This is a genomic window from Xanthomonas sp. LMG 12462 (genome assembly GCF_009192885.1).
GTDB classification, from domain to species: Bacteria; Pseudomonadota; Gammaproteobacteria; order Xanthomonadales; family Xanthomonadaceae; genus Xanthomonas_A; species Xanthomonas_A sontii.
The window spans coordinates 70,634-88,293 of the sequence record NZ_NMPP01000016.1; the positions used below are offsets into that span (position 1 = coordinate 70,634).

A 17,660-nucleotide genomic window follows, 5' to 3' on the forward strand; every position below is an offset into this window, starting at 1 on the left:
CGCGTTTTTCTTTCCCTTTCACCCGCACAGGAGCGAGCGCATGAGCGATTCTTCCGCAGCGGCGGCGCTGCCCGCATCGGCACCGGCCGCAACCACCAGTGGGCGTGCGCCGTGCTACCTGGTGCTGTCGGCGCACGACTACCGCACGCCGCGTCGCGCCAACATCCACTTCATTGCCGACGAGCTGGCCAAGCGCGGCACCACGCGCTTCTTCTCGCTGCGCTACAGCCTGCTGTCGCGGCTCAAGGGCGACCTGCGCCTGCCGCTGGACGCCACCGCCAACCAGGTGGTCCGCCACAACGGCGTGGACTGCTATCTGTGGCGCGCGCTGCTGCATCCGTTCAACACCCGGCGGCGCTGGCTGCGGCCGCTGGAAGACCTGATGTTCAAGCTGTACGCGGCGCGCGCGCCGGCCACGTTGATCCGCTGGATGCGCGAGGCCGACGTGATCGTGTTCGAAAGCGGCATCGCGGTGGCGTTCATCGCGCTGGCGGCGCGGATCAACCCGACCGCACGCAAGGTGTACCGCGCCTCCGACGGCTTGAGCACGATCAACGTCGCCGACTACATCGAGCGCGAATTCGACCGCGTGGCGCCGAGCCTGGACGTGATCGCGCTGGTGTCGCCGGCGATGGCCGAGGAGGTCGCCAGCCGCCACAACGTGTACCACGTCGGCCACGGCGTGGACCACGATCTGCACACGTTGGGCGACCCGTCGCCGTACGGCGAGGGCATCCATGCGGTGGCGGTGGGCTCGATGCTGTTCGATCCCGAGTTCTTCGTCGCCGCCAGCCGCACCTTTCCGCAGGTCACCTTCCACGTGATCGGCTCGGGCATGGGGCGCGCGCCGGGCTATGGCGACAACGTGGTGGTGTACGGCGAGATGAAGCACGCCGAGACCATCCGCTACATCAAGCACGCCCGCTTCGGCATTGCCCCGTACGCGTCCGAGCAGGTGCCGGCGTATCTGGCCGACAGTTCGATGAAGCTGCTGCAGTACGACTTCTTCGGCCTGCCGGCCGTCTGCCCCAATGCCGTGGTCGGCCGCTATCCGTCGCGCTTCGGCTACACCCCGGGCGACGAGGCATCGATCGTCGCCGCGATCGGGCAGGCGCTGCAGGCGCCGCACGTGCGCCATCGGCAGTGCCTGAGCTGGTCCGATACCACCGACCGGGTGCTGGACCCGGCCGCCTACCCGGAGACCCGTCTGTTCGCCGACGGCGTGGCCTGAGTCCACGCCCCGGCTTGTCCGCCGTACCCCCCGCGCAACCAAGGAGGACCGATGTCCGCATTGCAAAAATGGATCGATTACGAAGAGCGCCGGGCGCTGTTCTGGTGGAAGCCGAAGAACGGTGAGATCAACGTGGGCGATCATCTTTCCAAGATCATCGTCTCCAACGTGCTCGGCCAGCGCGACCGTACGCTGCTGGACAAGCGCGACAAGCGCACGCGGCTGATCGCGATCGGCTCGGTGCTGCATTTCGCCCGCGACGGCGACACCGTGTGGGGCAGCGGCGTCAACGGCAAGATTCCCGCCGACCGCCATACCTTCCGCCAGCTCGACGTGCGTGCGGTGCGCGGCCCCAAGACCCGCGCGTTCCTGCGCGAGCGCGGCCTGCAGGTGCCGGAGGTCTACGGCGATCCGGGTCTGCTGATGCCGTTGTTCTTCCCGCGCGAGGCGCTGTTGGCGCCATCGGCGCGGCAGCCGTTCCTGGTGGTGCCGCACTTCAACGAACCGTTGGACAAGTATGCGCAGTACAAGGACCACCTGGTGCTGCCGAACCGCCAGCCGGCCGCCTTCGTGCGGCAATTGCTCGGCGCCGACCTGGTCGTGTCCAGCTCCCTGCACGGCCTGATCCTGGCCGAGGCCTACGGCGTGCCGTCGGTGTACCTGGACTGGGGCAACGGCGAGGACCGCTTCAAGTACGACGACTACTACGCCGGCACCGGCCGCAGCCGCTGGCATGCCGGGCACACGGTGGAGGAATGCGTGGCGCTGGGCGGCAATACCGTGTTCGACCTGGCCGCGGTGCAACGCGGCCTGCTGGAGAGCTTTCCGCATGACCTCTGGTGAGCGCGCGACCGGCGAGGTGCTGGCGCTGGGCGGTTATCCGATCCTGCGCAGCACCGAGACCGAGTTCGTTGCCGCGTTGCTGCAGGCGCTGGCGCGCGGCGAGCGCCGCCAGGTGTTCTTCGCCAACACCAACTTCGTGGTGCAGTGCCAGGCCCTGCGTGCGCAACTGGCTGCGCCGGACGTGTGCATCGTCAACGACGGCATCGGCATGGACCTGGGCGCGCTGCTGGTGCACGGCCGCCGCTTCGCCGGCAACCTCAACGGCACCGATCTGATTCCGGCGCTGTGCCGGCAGAGCCCGCGGCCGCTGCGCTTCTTCCTGCTCGGCGGCCGGCCCGGCGTGGCCGATACCGCGGCGCAGACCTTGCGGCAGTCGCTGGGGCAGCAGGTGGTCGGTACCTGCGATGGCTATGCCGAGTTCGCCGCGGCCGGGGACGGGCTGGCCGCACACATCAACGCCAGTGGCGCCGACGTGCTGCTGGTGGCGTTCGGCAATCCGCTGCAGGAGCGCTGGCTGCTGCAGCAGGCGGGGCAACTGCAGGTGCCGCTGGCGTTCGGCGTGGGCGCGTTGCTGGACTTCCTGTCCGGCACCGCGCGGCGCGCGCCGGCCTGGGTGCGCCGGCTGCGCCTGGAATGGATCTACCGCTTGCTGCGCGAGCCGCGGCGCCTGCTCAAGCGGTACAGCTGGGATCTGCTGGTGTTCTTCGCGGTGTGCCTGCGCCACGGCCGGCGCCTGGGCGCCACGCCGCCTGTCCGGGACTCGCTGCGGCCCTCGTGACGCCGACCGGCTGTCGCCGACAAAAGGGCGTTGCCTGACATTCGCGCGGCCATGCCCAGGATTAGACTGGACGCATGTCCAGCGCCGCCGCTTTCCGAATCGCCGCCTTGGTGCGCGACCTGTCGCTGCTGCCGCACCCGGAAGGCGGGCGCTACGCGCGCGTGCATACCTCTGCCCTGATGGTGCAGCACGAGCAGACGTTGCGCCCGGCCTGCACCGCGATCCGCTTCCTGCTGGCGCAGGGCGAAGTCAGCAATTGGCACCGCATCGATGCCGACGAGACCTGGCAATGGGAAGAGGGCGGTGCTCTGGAACTGCTGGGCTTCGATCCGCAGCATGGCCTGCAGCGCTACCGCCTGGATGCCAGCGAGCGTGGCGGCATGCCGTCGGTGGTGATCGCGGCCGGCACCTGGCAGGCCGCGCGTCCGCTGGCCGATTACTGCCTGGTGCGCTGCGTGGTGGCGCCGGGGTTCCTGTGGGAGCGCTTCGAACTGCTGGCGGACACCGACCCGCTGGCCACGCACCTGCCGAAGCTGGCGGACTGATGCCGGGGCGGCGCGGGGTGCGCGCAGCGACCGCGCCGGGGACCGTCGCGCGCCGGCTCGGCCCGGCGTTGTGCCTGGCGGCGGCGTTGCTGGCGGCGGGCATTCCCGCCGTGCAGGCGCAGACCGCGACGCCGGCCGCACCAGCCCATCCGCCGGTGGTCGACCTGGAGGCGGTGCTGGTGAGCGGGCGCCAGCCCGGCCCGGGGCTGTGGCAGGTGCGCCGCGGCGACCACGTGCTGTGGATCCTCGGCACGGTGTCGCCGCTGCCCAAGCGCATGCAGTGGGAATCGGGCGAAGTGGAGCGGGTGATCGCCCAATCGCAACAGGTGATCGCGGCGCCGACCCTCACCCTGGACTCGGGCCTGGGCATGTTCCGCAGCCTGATGCTGCTGCCGTCCTTGCTCAAGGCGCGGCGCAATCCCGACGACCGCACCCTGCAGCAGGTGCTGCCGCCGGAGCTATATGCGCGTTGGCTGCCGCTGAAGGCGCGCTACCTGGGCCGCGACGGCAGCGTGGAACGCTGGCGGCCGGTGTTCGCGGCGCAGGAGCTGTACGAAGCGGCGATGCGCACTTCCGGCCTGAGCCTGGGCAGCGTGGTGCAGCCGGTGATCGCGCGTGCGGCCAAGCGCGCCAGGGTGCCGATCGTGCCGGTGGTGGTGGAGGTCAAGGTGCCCGACGCCAAGCGCGCGCTGCAGGAGTTCCGGGCGACCTCGCTCAACGACAGCGCCTGTTTCGCGCGCACCTTGCAGGTCATCGATCGCGACCTGGAGACGATGCGCCAGCGCGCCAATGCGTGGTCCGAAGGCGATCTGGACACGCTGGCCAGGCTGCCCGCCAACGATCAGTACCGGGTGTGCCTGGACGCGGTCGGCGAAGCGGCGATCGCGCGCAAGCTGGGCCTGGGCGATGTGCGCCAGCGTGCGCAGGCGGCCTGGCTGCAGGCGGCCGAGCGGGCGCTGGCGCAGAACCGCTCCAGTTTCGCGGCGTTGCCGATGCAGACCCTGCAGGAGCCGGGCGGGCCGCTGGATCGGCTACGCGCCAGTGGCGCCGAGGTGATCGCGCCCTAGGGCGTGTCATCAATTCCCGAGTATGCCGCGTTGGGTCTGGCAGGCGCGCGGCCGGCGTTGCGTGGCGCAGCGCCTGACTGGCCGTCAGGTCAAGCCGCGCGGCGCCGGCCGCGCGCCCGCCAGGCCCAACCCGGAGGGCCGTGATTGCGCGCGCCCATGGCCGCGTCATCGCTCGGGCGTGGACGGACGTCCACTTCCTCGCTCTTCCTTGCCACAGGCGCGCGCAATCGCGGCGCGGCATGCTCGGGGATTGATGACATGCCCTAGGTCACGCGCTGGAGACGCCGGCGCAATCGAAAGCGGCATGCGGCACATCGAGAACCGTGCGCAATGCCGCAAGCAGGCACGGCATGCGCCAACCGCCGTGCCGTTGCTCTGCTCGCAATCGCGACGGGTCAGCCCGCCGCGGTACGCGGTGCGCTGGCGCCCAGCTGCGGCCAGCGCTTCAGCACCGCGGCGCGGATGCCGGCGGCGTCGATGCCGGCTTCGGCCAGCAGTTGCTCGCGGCTGGCGTGGTGCTGGAACGCGTCGGGCAGGCCCAGGTGCAGCACCGGGCGCAGCACGCCTTCGGCGTTGAGCAGCTCGGCCACGCCGGAACCGGCACCGCCGGCCACCACGTTGTCCTCGATGGTCACGAAGCCTTCGTGGCTCTGCGCCAGCTCCAGCAGCAGGGCGCGGTCCAGCGGCTTGACGAAGCGCATGTTGACCACGCTCAGGCCGAGCTCGCGGCCGACCTGTTCGGCCGCCGCCAGGGTCGCGCCGAACGCCAGCAGCGCCACCGAGTGGCCCTGCGCGCGCACTTGCGCCTTGCCGATCGGCAGGGGTTCCAGCGTGGTCCCGGGGGCGACCCCGGGGCCGGTCCCGCGCGGGTAGCGCACCGCGGCCGGACCGGCATGGCGCAGGCCGGTGCTGAGCAGTTGCCGGCACTCGGCTTCGTCGGCCGGCGCCATCACCACCAGGTGCGGCACGCAGCGCAGGAAACTCAGGTCCAGGTTGCCGGCATGGGTGGCGCCATCCGGGCCGACCACGCCGCCGCGGTCGATCGCGAACAGCACGTCGAGCTGCTGCACCGCCACGTCGTGCACCAGCTGGTCGTAGCCGCGCTGCAGGAAGGTGGAATAGATCGCCACCACGGGCTTGGCGCCGTGCACGGCCATGCCCGCGGCCAGGGTCACCGCATGCTGCTCGGCGATGGCCACGTCGAAGTAGCGCTGCGGGTATTCCTTGCTGAAGCGCACCAGGCCCGAGCCTTCGCGCATCGCCGGGGTGATCGCCAGCAGCGCCGGCTCGGCCGCGGCCATGTCGCAGATCCAGTCGCCGAACACGTCGGTGTAGGTCGGCGCCTTGGCGCCCGGCTTGGCCACCAGGCCCTTGCTCGGATCGAACGGGCCTACGGCGTGGTAGCCGATCTGGTCGCCCTCGGCCAGTTCGTAGCCCTTGCCCTTGGTGGTGATGACGTGCAGCAGCTGCGGACCCTTGAGGGTCTTGAGCGTCTTCAGCGCGCCGAGCAGCGCCGGCAGGTCGTGGCCGTCGATCGGGCCGGTGTAGTGGAAGCCCATTTCCTCGAACAGCGTGGAGGGCACGAACATGCCCTTCCAGTGCTCCTCCCAGCGCCGCACGAAGCGCGCGGTGGGGTTGCTCTTCTTGTCGCCGAGGATCTTCTTGCCGCCCTCGCGGATGGCGTTGAGGGTCTTGCTGCCGCTCATCCGCCCCAGCATCTTGGTGACCCCGCCGACCGCCTCGGAGATCGACATGCGGTTGTCGTTGAGGATCACCAGCAGGTTCGGTTCCGGGTCCATGCCGCCGGCGTGGTTCAGCGCCTCGTAGGCCATGCCCGCGGTCATCGCGCCGTCGCCGATCACCGCCACCACCTTGCGCTCGTCGCCCATGCGCTGCAGCGCCACCGCCATGCCCAGCGCGGCCGAGATCGAGGTGGAGGAATGGCCGACGCCGAAGGTGTCGTACTCGCTTTCCTCGCGCTTGGGGAACGGCGCCACGCCATCGGCCTGCTTGACCGTGTGGATGCGGTCGCGGCGCCCGGTGAGGATCTTGTGCGGATAGGTCTGGTGGCCCACGTCCCACACCAGTTGGTCGACCGGCGTGTCGTAGAGGTAGTGCAGGGCGACGGTGAGTTCGATCACGCCCAGCCCGGCGCCGAAATGGCCGCCGCTCTTGCCGACGCACTCGATCAGAAAGGCGCGCAGTTCCTCGGCGATGGCCGGCAGCTCCGATTCATCGAAGCGACGCAGTTCGGCGGGGACCTGGATGCGCGAGAGGCGCGGATAGCGGGTGGGGTCGATCATCGGAATGGAGGTTCAGCGGACCTGTCATTTTCCTCTCCATTCCGGGCACGCGCAATCAACCCGTTCATCCGAGGGCGCGTGGATGGCCGGTTTCGGCCGGGGTGCGGCAATCCGTCGCAGCGGGCGTGACGGCGGCGTGAGGTCGCGCGGCTACAACGAGAGCTTCGAGCGCTTCGGCAACTGCGCCTTCAGGAACGACATCTGGTCGGCCAGGATGTTGCGGTTGGACAGGATCAGGTGCTCGATCCAGCTCGGCCGGTACGGCACCGCCAGCAGCGGCATCGATGCCTGCTGCGGGGTGCGGTTGCCCTTGCGCGAATTGCAGTGGAAGCACGCGGTGACCACGTTCTCCCAGATGTCGCGGCCGCCCTTGGACACCGGCAGCACATGATCGCGGGTCAGCTGCGGGCGGCTGAACTGCTGGCCGCAGTACAGGCACAGTTGCGCGTCGCGGGCGAACAGCGCGGTATTGGTCAGGGTCGGGGTGGGGTCGAGCGCACGCGCATGCGCGTGGCCGCGCGCGGCGATGATCGGGTGCAGCTCCAGCACGCTGCGCTCGCCGCTGGCGCGACAGATGCCACCGTGAATATGCAGGCACGGCTCGCCGAGAGTCCAGGCCACTGCGCCGCGTGCGTACAGGCAGGCGGCGTCCTGCCAGTTGATCCAGTCCAGCACGCGGCCATGCGCGTCCAGCGACAGCAGCCGGACCGAAGGCAGGTGGGAAGGGGACGCCGCAGGCGACGGGACCGCGGCCGAGGCGCCGCAGGCCCCGGTATCGATCAGACCAAGCGTTGTTGTGTCTGTCTCCATCGGGAAGACAGCTTATACCCGATTGGTGACGGTTTGTGTATCGGTCGCGGCGGGCCGTGCGGCCCCGGCACGGCGTGCATGCCGGGGTTGCGTTCGGGCCTGGATGCGCGACTCAGAACTGCGCGTCGGCCAGCGTCATCAGCGGCGCGGCGCCGCTGTCGATGGCCGCGGCGTGGGTCAGTGTGCGCGGCAGCAGGCGGGCGTAGTAGAAGCGCGCGGTCTCGCGCTTGGACTGCTTGAACGCCTCGCCATGCGCCGAGGCCTCGGCCGCGGCGACGCTGCGCGCCCACCAGTAGGCCAGCACCACGTAGCCGGAATAGAACACGTAGTCGTAGCTGGCCGCGCCCAGTTCCTCGGGATTGCCGGCGGCGCGCTGCAGGATGCGCTTGGTCAGCGCCGCCCACTCGGCGGCCTTCTCGCGCAGCGGCGCGACGAATTCGGCCACCGCCGGGTTGTCGGCGTGCTCGGTCAGGAAGGCCTCGATCTGCGCCAGGAACAGCTTCAGCCCCGCGCCCTGGCTGGACGCGGTCTTGCGCCCGATCAGGTCCAGCGCCTGGATGCCGGTGGTGCCTTCGTACAGGGTGGTGATGCGCGCGTCGCGCGCCAATTGCTCCATGCCGTGTTCGTGGATGTAGCCGTGGCCGCCGAAGCACTGCAGCGCGTGGTAGGTGTTCTCCACCGCCCACTCGGTCTGGCAGGCCTTGGAGATCGGGGTGAGGAAGCTGACCAGCACGTCGGCCTGCTCGCGCTCGGCCGGGTCCTGGGCGCTGTGCGCGATGTCGATCAGGGTGGCGGCATGCAGCGCCAGCAGGCGGCTGCCTTCGGTCAGCGCCTTCACCGTCAGCAGCATGCGGCGCACGTCCGGGTGCACCAGGATCGGGTCGGCCGGCTTCTCCGGCAGCTTGGCGCCGCTCAGCGAACGCGACTGCAGGCGCTCGCGGGCGTAGTGCAGCGCGTTCTGGTAGGCGCGCTCGGACAGGCCGATGCCCTGCAGGCCGACGCCGAGGCGCGCGGTGTTCATCATGGTGAACATGGCCTGCAGGCCCTTGTGCGGCTGCCCGACCAGGTAGCCCTCGGCGCCATCGAAGTTCATCACGCAGGTGGCCGAGCCGTGGATGCCCATCTTGTGCTCCAGCGAGCCGCAGCGCAGCGCGTTGCGCTCGCCGACGCTGCCGTCGCGGGCGACCTTGAATTTCGGCACCACCAGCAGCGAGATGCCCTTGGCGCCGGCCGGCGCGTCCGGCAGCCGCGCCAGCACCAGGTGCACGATGTTGTCGGTGAAGTCGTGCTCGCCGGCGGTGATGAAGATCTTGGTGCCGCTGACCGACCAGCTGCCGTCGGCGTTGGGCTCGGCGCGGGTCTTGAGCAGGCCCAGGTCGGTGCCGCAGTGCGGTTCGGTCAGGCACATGGTGCCGGTCCAGCGGCCATCCACCAGCGGCTTCAGGAACACCTCCTGCTGCCAGGCCTCGCCGTGTTGCTTGAGTGCTTCGACCGCGCCGTGCGACAGCAGCGGGAAGTTGCCCCAGGCCAGGTTGGCGGCGTTGACCATTTCGTTGAGCGGCACGCCGAGGGTGTGCGGCAGGCCCTGGCCGCCGAACTCGGCGGCGGCGGTCAGCCCGGTCCAGCCGCCCTCGGCGAACTGCCGGTAGGCCTCGCGGAAGCCAGGCGCGGTGGTCACCGCGCCGGTGGCCTTGTCGAGGGTGCAGCCGTGCTCGTCGCCGACCCGGTTCAGCGGCGCCAGCACGGTACCGGTGAAGCGCGCCGCTTCTTCCAGCACCGCGTCGATCAGTTCGGCATTGGCGTCGGCGTGGCCGAGGCGGGCGAACAAGGCCTCCACCTGCAGCACGTCGTGCAGCGCGAAGCGGAGATCGGTCAACGGGGCTTGATAGGTGCTCATGCGATCGCTCGTGACGAGGGCCGCGGCGCGGCCGAGGCGCCCAGGATACTATGGCGTATGGAGTATGCGCAGCCGCGCCGAACCGGCCGGTGCGCGGCGCCGTTCAGTCGAGCAGGCCGTGGCGGACCGCGTAGCGCACCAGTTCGGCGGTATTGCGCATGCCCAGCTTGTTGAGCACGCGGAAGCGGTGGTTCTCGGCGGTCTTGACGCTGATCTGCAGCACCCGCGCGATCTCCTTGGTGGTGCGGCCCTCCACGATCAGGTGGAACACCTCGCGTTCGCGCGCGGTCAGGCTGCGGTAGGGATCGGGCGGCAGCGCCTGCGGCTGCTGCATCTGCGCCACCAGTGCCTGCGCGGCCTGCGGCGAGAAGTGGCCGCGGCCGGCGTGCAGGTTGCGCACCGCGGCGATCAGGTCGGCGCTGGCGCTGTCCTTGAGCAGATAGCCGGAGGCGCCGGCGCGCACCGCGTGCAGCACGTATTCGTGTTCCTCGTGCATGGTCAGCACCAGGATCCGCGCCAGCGGCACGGTCTCGCACAGCCGCCGGACCACGTCGATGCCGTTGAGCCGCGGCATCGAGATGTCCACGATCGCCACATCCGGGCTGGTCGCCTCGGCCTTGGCCAGCGCCTCGATGCCGTCGGCGGCCTGCGCCACCACCTGGATGCCGTCGATCGCGTCGAGCACGGCGACCAGGCTTTCGCGCACCAGGGTGTGGTCGTCGGCGATGAGGACCCGGATCGGCGCGCTCATGCCGGTGCGCTCCAAGCGCGCCGACAGGCGGGATGTCGCGGCGTGTGCAGCGTCGCGCGGGTGTCGGGGCGGGGCAGGGCGATCACGTTCAATCGGCCTCCAGCGGGACCCGGATCTGCACGCAGCAGCCCTCGCCAGGGGACGATTGCAGGCGCAGGCTGCCGCCGCTCAGGCGCAGGCGTTCGCGCAGGCCGCTCAGGCCGCTGCCGCCGGCCACCAGCGCCTGCTGCGGGTCGCAGCCGCGGCCGTCGTCGAGCACCTGCAGATGCGCCCAGCCGTCGCGAGCCACCAGCCGCAACAGCACCGACTGCGCAGCCGAGTGCTTCAGCGCATTGGTCAGCGCTTCCTGCGCGCTGCGGAACAGCAGGGTCTGCAGCGCTTCGTCCAGCGTCGGCAGCGGGCCGATCTCGACGCTGACCGGGGTGGCGCCGGCGGCGGACTGGCTGCGGCCGAGCCAGCCCAGCGCGGCTTCCAGTCCCAGGTCGTCGAGGATCGGCGGGCGCAGCAAGCGCGACATCTGCCGGGTGTCTTCCAGTGCCTGCGTACACAGCTGGATGGCGTCCTCGAGCGGCGCGCGCAACGCGGCGTCGGCCGCGCCGAGCGCCGCGCCCAGTTGCGCCAGCCGGTGCTTGAGCACGGTGAGGTTTTGGCCGACGCCGTCGTGCAGCTCGCGCGCCAGGCGCCGGCGTTCGTCCTCCTGCACCTTGACCACGGCGCGGCCGAGGCGGCGGAATTCGCGTTCGTTGGCTTCCAGCCGCTGCAGCAGCAGGCGGTAGCGTTCGGCGGCGGTCGTGGCGGCGTCGTTCATGGCGTGGTCTGTGCGCGCGCGACAGCGGAACCCTCGGTGGCCTGCGCCGCGGCGCGGCGGGCGCGTTGCGCGGCGGCGTGGTCGCCGAGCGCGTCCAGGCGCTGCGCGGCCTGCGTGTGCAGGGCGGCGGCGAACAGCGGGCTGCCGCGCAGCAGCAGGGCCTGCGCCTGCGCATAGCGCGCCGCGACCTGGTCGGCCGCGCCGTAGCGCAGCGCCTGCTGCAGATAGCGCAGGCGCAGCCCGGCATTGCCCAGGCGGGCGACGTCGCCCTCCAGCGCGGCGAGCGCGGGTTCGTCGTGCGCCGCGTGTACCTGGACCTGCAGTTGCAGCAGGCGTGTGCCGCTGGCGCGTGCCAGCGCCTCGGCCTGGCGCAGCGCGGCGGCGGCCGCGGCGTCATCGCCGTCGCGTTCGGCCAGTTGCGCCTGCAGCAGCGCCGCACTCGCGCGCTGTTCGCTGGACACCGAGGCGGGCGCTTGCCGCTGCACCTGCTGCAGCGCCAGCCGCGCCTGCGCCGGGTCGTCCAGCGCCAGCCACACCTGCGCGCGCAGCAGGGCGATGTCGGTCTGCCCGCGCTGGTCGCGGCTCTGCTGGAACAGCCGCTGCGCCTGGTCCAGTTCGGTCAGCGCCACCGCGCGCTGGCCTTGCCAGAACGCCAGTTCGGCCAGGTTGCGCCGGCTCACCGCCACTTCCTCGAGCATCTGGTGGCGCTCGGCCTCGCGCAGCGCTTGGCTCAGCAGGGTCTGCGCCTGGGTCCAGTGGCCGCGTGCGGTGGCCAGCAGGCCGAGATTCTGCGCGGTGCGCACGCGGCCGGTGGCGTCGTTGAGGTCGGCATAGGCGCGTGCGGCCTGTTCCCAGAACGCCTGCGCGCTGTCCAGATCGCCCAACTGGAAATGCGCGAAGCCGATGTTGTTGAGCGTCTCGGCGACGCCGTGCGCATCGCCGATCGCGCGCCAGGCGGTCAGCGCGCTGCGGAACGCCTGCAGCGCCTGCGGATAGTCGCCGCGCTCCTCGGCCAGCAGGCCGAGTTCGTTGGCGGCGGCGGCCTGGCCGTCGCGGTCGCCGAGTTCGACGTACAGCGCCTGCGCCTGCTGCAGCTTTTGTTCGGCCTCGGCGAAGGCGCCGCCGATGCTCAGCGTGCCCGCCAGGTTGCGCAGGCTGGTGGCGACGCCACGGCGATTGCCGACCTGCCGGCGCAGCTCCACCGCGCGCAGGTACTGCGCCTGTGCCTGCTGCGCCAGGCCGAGCCGGCCGTAGCCCACGCCCAACGCGTTCACCGTCTCCGCTTCGCCATACAGGTCGCGGCCGCGGCGGAACAGCAGTTGCGCGCGCAGCAGGTCGTCGTCCACCGCGGTGGCGGCGTTGCCGCTGAGGATCGCCAGCTTGCCCAGCGCCAACCACAGCCGCGGGTCGTCGGGGTCGCGCTGCGCCAGCGCACGCAGGCGATCGCGTGCCGCGTCCAGGTGGCCGGCCTGTGCCTGGATGCGCGCGACCTGCAACTGCACCTCGCTGTCGTCGGGCCGGGCCGTGGCCAACGCCTGCCAGGCGCTGTCGGCAGCGGCGAGATCGTCTTCGGCTTCCAGGCGCAGCGCCGCCAGCAGGGCCAGGGTGCGCGGCCGCGCCGGCGCCGCAGGCGCGCGCGCATCCAGCGCCTCGCGCGCCTTCTGTTCTTCGCCGATGGCTTGCGCCGCGACCACCTCGGCCAGGCGCAACGGCGCGGACTGCGGCGCCTGCGCGCTGGCCTCGGCGAACTGCTGCAGTGCCTGTGCGCTGTCGTCGCGCTGCTGCGCTGCCAGGCCGCGCGCATACGCCTGCAGGGCGGCGGGCGCGGGCAGGTCGTCGGGCAGGGTGGCGCCTTCGCCGAGCAGCGCCCTGGACGCGATCGGCAACCAGGCGGCGTAGGCCGCGGCGGGATCGGCGGCGGTCGGTCCGTCGATGTGTTGCGGCGCGCCGCTGGCCGGGTGCAGCAGCGCCTGCAGGCGCCAGCCGGCGCCTTGGTGTTGCAGGCTCGGCTGCAGCACGCGCTGCGCCGAAGCGAGCCGGCGCAGCGCCGCCACGTCCAGCGGCGCCTGGCCGGTGGGGTCGTACTGGCGCAACGCCTGCCGGGTGCGCGCGTCATCGACCACGGTCAGCGTTTCGCCGAGGCTGCCGCGCAGCCAGCTGCCGAGCGCCAGGCGTTGCTCGGCGCTGCCCGGGTCGCCGGCCAGCGGCAGGACCAGCAGGCGCGGCAGCGGTTGCGCGGCGACCACCGGCGGCGGGGCGCTGGCGCGTTGCGCTTGCCACTGCCAGGCACCGACGCCAAGCAGGGCAGCACCGGCGAGCGTCGCGGCCAGGCCCAGGCCGGCCCGGCGCCAGCGCCGACGATCGCGCGGCAATTGCCGGCGCTCGATCGCCACGATGACCTCGCCGGCGTGCTGCAAGCGGTCGCGCGGCTGCGGGCGCAGCAGCCGCTGCAGCAACCGCACCAGCCAGCCCGGCACGTCCGCGCGCAGCCGGTCCACCGGCGGCGGCTCGCGCAGCATGCGCTGGGCCAGGGTCTCGGACAGGGTGCCGCCGGCGAACGGCACCTGCCCGGCGAGCATTTCGTAGAGGATCAGGCCCAGCGCGTAGAGGTCGCTGCGCGGGTCGAGCGCGTCGCCGCGCGCCTGTTCCGGCGACAGGTAGGCGGGCGTGCCGATGACGTTGCCCAGGGTCGCGCCGAGACCGCTGCTGGCCATCGAGCAGGCCACGCCGAAGTCGCTGATCAGCGCATCGCCGCCACGCTGCAGCAGGATGTTGGCCGGCTTGAGGTCGCGGTGCACGACGCCGCGTGCATGTGCCGCCTGCAGGCCGCGGGCGATGTCGCCGGCGATGCGCAGGGCGGTGTCGACGTCCAGCCGTTCCTCGCGCTGCAGCCGCGCCTCCAGCGACTCGCCGTCCACGTAGTCCATGCTGATCAGCCAGCGCCCGGCGTGTTCGGCCAGGTCGTGGATGCGCACCACGTGCGGGCTGGACACCTGCCGCGCCAGCAGCAGTTCCTGGCGGAAGCGGGCGAAGGCGTGCGGCCGTTGCGCCAGTTCCGGGCGCAGCAGTTTGACCGCGACGTCGATGCCCAGCGCCTGGTCGTGGGCCAGGTACACCAGGCCCATGCCGCCGATGCCGAGCAAACGCTCGATGCGGAAGCGGCCGGCCAGCACGTCGCCCGGGGTCAGGCTCTCCTGCGCGTACAGGCCGGTGGCGGTGGCCGCATCGCTCATGCCGGCCCAGGCCCCTGTTCCGCGCCGGTGTCGCGCAGCGCCTGGCGGGCGGCGATCCACAGCGCGGCGCGCTCGCAGAAGGCTTCGAGCAATTGCATGTCCAGCGCACCGATGGCGCTGCCGGCGCGGCGGCTGTCGGCGTAGATCGCGCCGAGCACGCGGGTGCCGTCGCGCAGCGGCAGGCATAGCAGGGTGCGCAGGCCGGCGGCGCAGACCGAGGCGCGCTCGGCCAGCCACGGCACGCCGCCGACGTCGTGGGCCACGGTGGCCTGGCCGTCGCGCAGGGCGCGGTGCAGGGCGCCCTCGCTGCCGGGGAGGCTGTGCTGCAGCGGCAGCGGCCCGATCCCGTGGCTGGCCGCGACGCGCTGGCCGTGCGCCTCGGCCAGAACCAGCAGGCCGCGTTCGGCCTGGGCCAGTTCGACCACCGCGTCCAGGCTGGCGCCGAGCAGATCGTCGAGTCCGCCGATCTGGGCGAGCCCTTGGGTGAGGGCGGTGGCGCGATCGCAGCGGGCGCGCTGGCGGCGTTCGGCCAGTTCCGCATCGGCCGGGCTGAGCGGGGCGAACTCGGCGTAGATGTCGCCGAAGCGCAGCCAGGTCGCGGTCTCCAGCGCGATCGGCGCGGCCACCCGCACGCCATCGCGGAAGCTGCCGTTCTTGCTGCCCAGGTCGTGCAACTGCCAGTGGCCGTCGGCCTGCGGCTGCAGTTGCGCGTGCCAGCGCGACACCGAAGGGTGTTCCAGTGCCAGCGCGTTGTCGGCCGCGCGGCCGATCGCCAGGGTCTGCCCGGCGGCGAGCAGCAGCGTCGGTGCCGGCGCGTCGGGCAGGTAGGCAGTCAGGCGCGCGGGCATCGCGGCGTGTCCTCCGTCGCGGTGGGTGCGACCGGTCCCGCAGCGCTCAAGGCGCGTAGAGACGTTGGTAGTCGATGGAGAAGCGCAGCGTCGCGGCGCCGGCCAGCAGTTCGCCGGCGGGGTTGCCTGCGCTCATGCCGGCGTTCCAGGTTTGCGCGATGCCATGGCCGGCGCGCGACGACACCTGCTCGCGGAACCCGTCCAGCGCGACCGTGGCGGCGGTGTAGTCGGCATTGGCCAGGGCGCTCTGTACGCTGTTCAGCATGGCGGCCAGCGGCGCCGCCTCGTTGGCGGGCAACTGCGCCACCAGCGCCTGCAGCCGGCTCAGCTTGGCGGCCACCACGTTGGCGGTCGGACGCAGGTCGTGGAGCACGATGAACTGCGAGAAGCCGCCGGTGGTGCCGCGGGCGCGGACGCTGCCCGGAGCGATCTCATCGGTGATGTCGCGGAAATCGCCGCCCTCCGGGGCCTTGAACAGGCGCAGGGTGCTGTCGGCGGTATAGGCCAGCGCATGGGTGTGCAGCTCCACATGCACGACGCGCCGGAACGTCAGGCCGCCGCTCGGTGGCGGTGTCACCGTGATCAGTAGCGGCAACTGCGACGGCACCTGGCCGGTTTGCGTGCTGGGCAGCCGCGGCAGCAAGGCCGTGACCTGGGCCGGCGTCAGCAGTTCTGCGCTCAGACCGAGGTTGGCCGGGCTGAGACCGCTGGCGTTGTCGAACTCCAGCGTCAGTTCCGCGAGCGGGTGCGGGCCGGCGCCGATGGCCGCCGTCGCCACATTGCCGCTCACGTCCACCTGCACCGGCAGCGGTTGCGCGGCGAGCCCGCCGGACGCCGCGACGGCGCAGAACAGCAGGCAAACCCTTGCGAACATCGTGTGCATCTGAAACCCCCTGTTGCATGTGCCGGCACTGCGCACCGCGCCTGCGTTCCGCCCGGCACCGCGGCGCGCGGCAGCGGCCTTCGTCCCGATCATACCGATCCGTACGGGCGATGCACGCGGCCCTGGGTGTTTCCACCCATGCGGGGTAGGGGCGATCCCGGATAGGCGCCACCGCGCGGCCGCGTCAGGCTGCAGTCACCCGCCCGTCCCGGGCCCACCAACCGGAGATTCCAGATGCCCATCCGTCGTCCCGCACTCGCCATCGGCATTTGCGCCGTGCTCGCCAGCGGCGTCTTCGCTGGCGGCAAGGCCGAAGCTGCCGCGCATCTGGACAGCCTGCTGGAGTCCAAGCTGGCCAGCACGCCGCTGACCGACGAGCTGCAGATCGTCATCACCTACAAGCAGTCCAAGCCGGTCTCGGCGGCGCAGCTGACCGTGTTGCACGACTTGGGCATCACCCGCGGTGTCAGCATGCAGACCCTGCCGATCGCCGGTGCGCTGGCCACGCCGGAGGAGATTCTGGCGCTGGCCGAGCGCGACGACGTCGCTTCGATCTACTACAACGCCCCGCTGCGCTACTTCAACCAGGACGCGCGCCAGGCCACCGGGGTCGACCGCGCGCAGAGCAATCCGGGCGACTTCGGCCGCACCGTGCCGTACACCGGCCGCGGCGTCGGCGTGCTGATCAACGACTCGGGCATCGATGCCACCCACCGCGATCTGGCTTATGGCGACCGCGTGGTGCAGAACGTGCTGGCCAACACCAACCTGCACAATCTGAACTCGATGCTGCCGGTCACCTACCTGGAGGGCGTGCCGAACACCGACGCCGGTTCCGGCCATGGCACCCACTGCGCCGGCACGGTCGGCGGCAGCGGCGCGCAGTCCGGCGGCAAGTACCGCGGCGTGGCGACCGGCGCCAGCCTGGTCGGCTATGGTTCCAGCGGTGTGCTGCTGGTGCTGGATGCGGTGGGCGGCCTGGACTACGCGGCCTCGCACCAGAACAGCTTCAAGGATCCGATCCGCGTCGTCAGCAACTCCTGGGGCACCTCCGGCAAGTTCGATCCGGCCGACCCGGTCAACGTCGCCACCTACGAGCTGTACAAGCGCGGCATCGTCAGCGTGTTCGCCGCCGGCAACGACGGTCCCAAGGAGGACACCCACAACCCGTATGCGCAGGCGCCGTGGGTGATCTCGGTCGCCGCCGGCAACGTCGACGGCACGCTGGCCGACTTCTCCTCGCGCGGCAAGGCCGGCGAGCGCGATACCTTCACCACCGCCGACGGCAAGAGCTGGACCCACATCAACCAGCCCAGCATCACCGCGCCGGGCGTGGACATCATCTCCACGCGCGCCTCCACCGGCCTGCTGCCGCCGCTGGCCGCGCAGAAGGACGAAAAGCTGATCGCGCCGGCGCAGCTGCCGTTCTACACCACCATGAGCGGCACCTCGATGGCCACGCCGCATGTGGCGGGTGTGGTGGCGCTGGTGCTGGAGGCCAATCCGAACCTGACCCCGGACCAGGTCAAGGACCTGATCGAGCGCACCGCCACACCGATGGCGGGACGCGCGTCCTGGGAAGTCGGCGCCGGTTATCTCAACGCTTACTCGGCGTTGCGCGAAGCCAGCAAGAAGTGACCGGATCGGGCGGACGCCAGCGTCC

14 protein-coding genes are annotated in these 17,660 nt (G+C 71.5%); 6 read left to right on the plus strand and 8 right to left on the minus strand.

Annotation, left to right across the window (positions count from 1 at the left end):
* Positions 1-40 precede the first annotated feature (40 nt).
* The 5 genes from CEK69_RS05715 to CEK69_RS05735 all read left to right on the plus strand — a co-directional run bounded on the left by CEK69_RS05715 (position 41) and on the right by CEK69_RS05735 (position 4,464).
* On the plus strand, positions 41-1,231 hold the full coding sequence (locus CEK69_RS05715) for a glycosyltransferase (RefSeq protein ID WP_152244351.1): 1,191 nt from the start codon (positions 41-43) through the stop codon (positions 1,229-1,231).
* Between the two features lie 51 nt (positions 1,232-1,282).
* Positions 1,283-2,074: a polysaccharide pyruvyl transferase family protein gene (locus CEK69_RS05720; RefSeq protein ID WP_017914098.1), complete on the plus strand. Its 792-nt coding sequence runs from the start codon at positions 1,283-1,285 to the stop codon at positions 2,072-2,074.
* The gene (locus tag CEK69_RS05725) at positions 2,061-2,852 is read left to right on the plus strand and encodes a WecB/TagA/CpsF family glycosyltransferase (protein WP_152244353.1); all 792 of its coding nucleotides are present in this window, start codon (positions 2,061-2,063) and stop codon (positions 2,850-2,852) included. Before CEK69_RS05720 ends, CEK69_RS05725 begins: the two co-directional genes overlap by 14 nt.
* 74 nt (positions 2,853-2,926) lie before the next feature.
* Positions 2,927-3,397, plus strand: a complete 471-nt coding sequence (locus CEK69_RS05730; protein ID WP_017916102.1) for a cupin domain-containing protein — start codon at positions 2,927-2,929, stop codon at positions 3,395-3,397.
* A 17-nt stretch (positions 3,398-3,414) separates the two neighbouring features.
* The gene (locus CEK69_RS05735) at positions 3,415-4,464 is read left to right on the plus strand and encodes a TraB/GumN family protein (RefSeq protein WP_226975054.1); all 1,050 of its coding nucleotides are present in this window, start codon (positions 3,415-3,417) and stop codon (positions 4,462-4,464) included.
* A 395-nt stretch (positions 4,465-4,859) separates the two neighbouring features.
* Here the strand turns inward: CEK69_RS05735 and dxs are convergent, their stop codons facing one another.
* The 8 genes from dxs to CEK69_RS05775 all read right to left on the minus strand — a co-directional run bounded on the left by dxs (position 4,860) and on the right by CEK69_RS05775 (position 15,988).
* Positions 4,860-6,767, minus strand: a complete 1,908-nt coding sequence (gene dxs, locus CEK69_RS05740) for a 1-deoxy-D-xylulose-5-phosphate synthase (protein WP_152244357.1) — start codon at positions 6,765-6,767, stop codon at positions 4,860-4,862.
* Positions 6,768-6,917: 150 nt separating this feature from the next.
* Positions 6,918-7,577, minus strand: coding sequence for an HNH endonuclease (locus CEK69_RS05745; RefSeq protein ID WP_026143548.1), 660 nt, complete (start codon positions 7,575-7,577; stop codon positions 6,918-6,920).
* Positions 7,578-7,689: 112 nt separating this feature from the next.
* Positions 7,690-9,474 carry an acyl-CoA dehydrogenase C-terminal domain-containing protein gene (locus CEK69_RS05750; protein WP_152240184.1) on the minus strand — a complete coding sequence of 595 codons (1,785 nt, stop codon included), beginning with the start codon at positions 9,472-9,474 and terminating at the stop codon, positions 7,690-7,692.
* A gap of 103 nt (positions 9,475-9,577) precedes the next feature.
* Positions 9,578-10,225 carry a response regulator transcription factor gene (locus tag CEK69_RS05755; protein ID WP_017911263.1) on the minus strand — a complete coding sequence of 216 codons (648 nt, stop codon included), beginning with the start codon at positions 10,223-10,225 and terminating at the stop codon, positions 9,578-9,580.
* An 88-nt stretch (positions 10,226-10,313) separates the two neighbouring features.
* Complete coding sequence (locus CEK69_RS05760; RefSeq protein ID WP_017915806.1) at positions 10,314-11,033, minus strand: sensor histidine kinase; 720 nt, start codon at positions 11,031-11,033, stop codon at positions 10,314-10,316.
* Complete coding sequence (locus tag CEK69_RS05765; protein WP_152244359.1) at positions 11,030-14,266, minus strand: serine/threonine-protein kinase; 3,237 nt, start codon at positions 14,264-14,266, stop codon at positions 11,030-11,032. Before CEK69_RS05765 ends, CEK69_RS05760 begins: the two co-directional genes overlap by 4 nt.
* Positions 14,263-15,114, minus strand: coding sequence for an FHA domain-containing protein (locus tag CEK69_RS05770; protein ID WP_150411079.1), 852 nt, complete (start codon positions 15,112-15,114; stop codon positions 14,263-14,265). The genes CEK69_RS05765 and CEK69_RS05770 overlap by 4 nt, the downstream gene beginning before the upstream one ends.
* Positions 15,115-15,160: 46 nt before the next feature.
* Entirely contained in the window at positions 15,161-15,988 is an 828-nt protein-coding gene (locus CEK69_RS05775) for a DUF6689 family protein (RefSeq protein WP_226975055.1), read from the minus strand.
* A 243-nt stretch (positions 15,989-16,231) separates the two neighbouring features.
* Between CEK69_RS05775 and CEK69_RS05780 the strand changes: the two genes are divergently transcribed.
* Complete coding sequence (locus CEK69_RS05780) at positions 16,232-17,635, plus strand: S8 family serine peptidase (RefSeq protein ID WP_017912698.1); 1,404 nt, start codon at positions 16,232-16,234, stop codon at positions 17,633-17,635.
* Positions 17,636-17,660: the final 25 nt, after the last annotated feature.